Annotated in this window: 3 protein-coding genes; all 3 read right to left on the bottom strand. The window is 36.8% G+C overall.

Annotated elements, in window-relative coordinates; all coding sequences use genetic code 11:
* Nucleotides 1-121: 121 nt before the first annotated feature.
* Genes AC1DPK_RS33875 through AC1DPK_RS33865 form a run of 3 tightly spaced genes read right to left on the bottom strand, consistent with a single transcriptional unit; the run spans nucleotide 122 to nucleotide 3,758 of the window.
* On the bottom strand, nucleotides 122-1,225 hold the full coding sequence (locus AC1DPK_RS33875; RefSeq protein ID WP_477512996.1) for a Ger(x)C family spore germination protein: 1,104 nt from the start codon (nucleotides 1,223-1,225) through the stop codon (nucleotides 122-124).
* 1 nt (nucleotide 1,226) lies between these two features.
* Nucleotides 1,227-2,300, bottom strand: a complete 1,074-nt coding sequence (locus AC1DPK_RS33870; protein WP_477512995.1) for a GerAB/ArcD/ProY family transporter — start codon at nucleotides 2,298-2,300, stop codon at nucleotides 1,227-1,229.
* Between the two features lie 15 nt (nucleotides 2,301-2,315).
* Entirely contained in the window at nucleotides 2,316-3,758 is a 1,443-nt protein-coding gene (locus AC1DPK_RS33865; protein WP_441887196.1) for a spore germination protein, read from the bottom strand.
* Nucleotides 3,759-4,370: the final 612 nt, after the last annotated feature.

The raw sequence follows: 4,370 nt of genomic DNA, 5'->3' as shown, positions 1-4,370 counted from the left end.
GGGTATAAGGATTCATCTAGTTGAACCATAATACGAAAGGGCAGAATGTTTAGTAGTGAAGGATTTCTTCTAAATTCCAGTGGTAAGGAAGAATTCCCAATCAGGGGAGAAGCCACTGATACTAATGACGAAATCCATAATCTTTTATTTTTATATTAACCTTACATTGTATGTTTAAAACAGGGTACTGATCATTCCAACTTATGTCCTTCCAAGCATAGTGAGTCATGCTATTTCTGAAATATGTTCCTATGCCAAGACTGTCTGTTTTTTTTTCTTGCAGGAATTTTATGATTCCTTCTGCCCGTTGAGTTAATATGTTGGAGATATCAAGTTCCAACTTTTTTCTTTCGGAATCATTACTCATCATTAATTCACCGATGTATTCTAATATCGAAGCCTTTATATCAACATTAATAAAAACACTTGTTTGCCCATCATTTTCGTGTTTAACATAAACCTTCCTTGTGCTATTCATAGAGTTTAACATGATTGTTTTACTATCTAGCGATTCTTCTTCAATTAAATCGATATTTATTTCGCCATGATTAAAGCTGTCAAGTAGAAAACTGAAAATCAATGAATCTTCTGATTTTATCTTGCCTACATATTTGTCATCTTTAAAAAGAGCAATTCCATCTATGACTATACTTTCCCCAGCATCTTTAATAAGAGGAGCTATTGGGTCAATCCCATCATCATAATAATCTCTTACAAACGAATATAATGTGGTAAGCGGTATGGTCTGCCCCTTTGCTTCTTTTTGTATAAGACGATCGATGTATTTTCCTGTTCGGGGATAAGAGGTATAGTTCTTTTCGAGCAGATTTTTTGCATTCCCATCTACAACAACAACTTTGACTTGATCAGATATGGTAGGATCTCTCAATAGCGTATCCATGAACTCCCAAATTCCTTTTTTTGCTAAGGGTAACCCGAACAGAGTGGTTCTTAATTGTCCACTAACTAGCGTCAGATTGGTCTTTTTTGCAAGAAGTATTCGGCCTTCTTTGCTGCTTTTCGCCTCAGTTGAAATAAAGTCTCTTGATGTTTTTATTTCTGGGTTTGCAATGGGAACGCTTATCCCATAATTTATTTTTCCATCAGGCAAAAGATCATAACTTGTAGATTGAATGAAGCCTGTATTCTCAAGAATTCGTTGATCGCCACAGCCAGTAAGTACAAGCGTAGCAAGAATCCAGAGCCAAGCACGATTGTTAATCACTTTACAACTCACCTCTAGTCTTTTGTACAAGCAGAAGAATAATCAAAGCAATAGGCAATCCAAACGCAACACACATTTCTATATAACCAAGGATTGTCAACCATTGCTCTAATTCACTCAACCCATCGAAAATAAAGGAAATAAAATAGGACACTAAAAGGATAACAAGCAATAAAATCTTTTGGCTTATTGGAAACATTCTTATACTGACTTCTTTAGCTGCCCACCAAAACATGACTGATGTAACAATGATTGAGAACATAAAAAAAGCATAAAACAAATTTTCTGTACCCTGAATAAATGGAAATTGTATGTACGCGAGTATATTCAGTAGTGGATACTCTAAGTCCTTTAAGTATTTGTGACCGAAGAAGCCAAAGGCGATAAAACTGGTATATATATAATTGAGGAAAATCAGGAAACTTCCACTCCAAACCGCTTTCATTAAATTTGTTTTTTGATCAGTGTATGGGAATAAAAGCAAACAGAGTTCATACCCCAAAAATGCTAAATAGATACTCGCAACACCTTGCATGTTTATTGCGCTTTCTTGAAAGAAAAATGGAGTCAAACGGGACCATTGAAAATCACCATAAAAGTAAAATAGCAATAATAGCAGCCAAATAATTGCCCAAAAAAAGACTGTTGCTGCTTTTGAAATATTGTATATACCTTTGAGAATGAGGAAGAAGGCAAGGCCGTCGAAAACCAGCTTAAATACCATTGAGTTCGTTGTTGGAAAAGCAATCATTTGAAATACCATCACGTATTGCTTTGCAATTAAACAACCGATCATCATCCATAATAAGACTAATGATAGATAGAAAGGGAAAAGAATGAATTTAGGTATGGATTGCTCCATGACTACGAATATAGATTTCCCTTTACCAAGGCGGTGTACAATAGAAATCAATAAAATATTTAAAGAAACAATCATGAAAATTATAACTAATGCAAGCCAACCGTTTGTTCCAAAATAGTGGGCTAGTAGCCGAGGGAGTGTGAATATCACCATACCTGTCTGTGTCATAAAAATCAGAATAGTCACATGAAATTGTGATAATTTTTCCTGCATTTTGGGGACCCATCCTTATTTTCTCATCTTATTCCTAACCTTATTAGGTGACTTGGTTTGAGTAGGTCTTTCTTTGAGAAAGCTAATTGGTGCAGTAATGAAAACATCCTTCCAATCCTTTGGCTTGAAAGGAGCAACGGGAGTAAGGTAAGAAGAACCGAGACTGGTAAGTCCACATATATGAATCACAATCGCCGTGATACCTACTGCCAATCCAAAGTTTCCCCATATTCCTGCAAGTAATATTAACCCAAATCGAAGTAATCGAATGGAATTACTCATGACGTAGGCCGGAGTAACAAAGGATGCTATGGCAGAGGAAGCTACGGAGATGATAAGAATGTTACTGGTTAATCCTGCTTGAACTGCAGCCTGTCCAATTACAATACCACCGACGATACCAATCGTTTGACCGATTTTGGATGGCAATCGAGCACCCGCCTCGCGAAGGAGTTCAATTGTTGCTTCCATAAATAACGCTTCTATAAGAGGCGGAAATGGAACTTTGCTTCTTGATTCCGTAAGAGTCAGCAGCATGTTCTCTGGGATCATTTCATAATGATAGGTAGTCACTGAGACATACAATGAAGTAAATGAAAGTGTAATTATGAGCGCGGTAAATCGTAATAAGCGACTTGCGGTTCCGAGCATCCATCGTTGATTATAATCATCAGAAGATGAGAAATACTCGAAGAATGAAGTTGGTGCGCTTAATGCCGAGGGACTGCCATCCACAATGCCAACAATTCTGCCTGAAACTAATTTTGAGGCCATGGCCTCTGGGCGTTCAGAAGTAAGAAATTGTGGAAAAATGGAATAAGGTGAGTCATCAATGAATTGAATTAGCATATTGGTATCAAATAGTGCATCGATCTCTATATTGTTAATTCTAAGTATGGCCTCATTCACATAATCCATATTGGCGATATCTTCAATATATAGAAGATAGACATCTGTTTTGGTTATTTCCCCAACAGATAGTTTGATCACTTTCAGATGAGAGCTTTTAATGCGCTGACGAATCAATGATAAATTGATTCCAGCTTGTTCAGTGAATGCGTCATGCGGACCTGTTATGACCGTTTCAGATTCAGATTGTGAAACAGAACGTGCTTGCAGGCCAAACACATCGACGAGAAAAGCATTTTCATTATAAAAAATTGCAACCCTTCCTGATAAAATTCCGGTTATTATTTCTTTGGCATCTGTAATTAAGGTAAACTGAGATCTTTCTAATACTAAGGGAACCTCCTCAATATTCAAATTTAGTAAGGGAACCATAACTTCACGATACAGCTTATCATGATCAACTTGATGACTAAAATAGACCAAATCCATTTTGATTTCGGGGTAAGACCTGTGGGTAAGATCTACACAATCATTAAATTGATTTAGTGTATGCATAAGAGAAGGTTTTTCGGAGTTAAATTCCGAGACTGAAGTACCGGAAACATACATAAAGAGTCACACACCTCTATCATTTTTGATATTGGTAATATGTCCTATAAGTAATGGATTTAATCGTTTGACTTTATATTGATCATCTTGAAATTGTGTCAAACCAAGTTTAAAAATTTATTTTGGATGCGGACGTATGGATAATGATGTAAATTCAACTTCTGGAAGAGGGAAGGAAGTATTACTACTACACACCGACCAGACTATGATCTAAATTTAATTTTTCATTTTGCTTCACACGTTATTTGGGTTCCATGAAACGGTGTGTATGTCGGCGGATGAACAAGTACCTTCTCATAATATCTTTTTATTACTGCCTATATTTGCGGACTTAGCAGTCTTGCGATAAATTGCAATATATTCAGCTTCGTCTTCGATTTGTATTGCCGATACGTGGGTAGTTTGACTGAATAACATTATACAGGCGGCAAAAATGAATTTTAACATTGGTCCTCCGCGGCTACCTCAAGATTATGCTCAAACTGAAAGATCTTTCCGTGCGGTATTCCTCGGTCAGTGAATGCTTGTGCATGACTTTCTCCTTTGGAAACATCCAGTCCGATGACAGGATTCATGTAACCACTCCTTGTTATATATTCGCCGGAAGCCCCT

The organism is Paenibacillus sp. 01T424, from assembly GCF_056398745.1.
The sequence above is the reverse complement of the archived record's forward strand: the minus strand, read 5'-3'. Positions and strand labels throughout refer to the sequence as shown.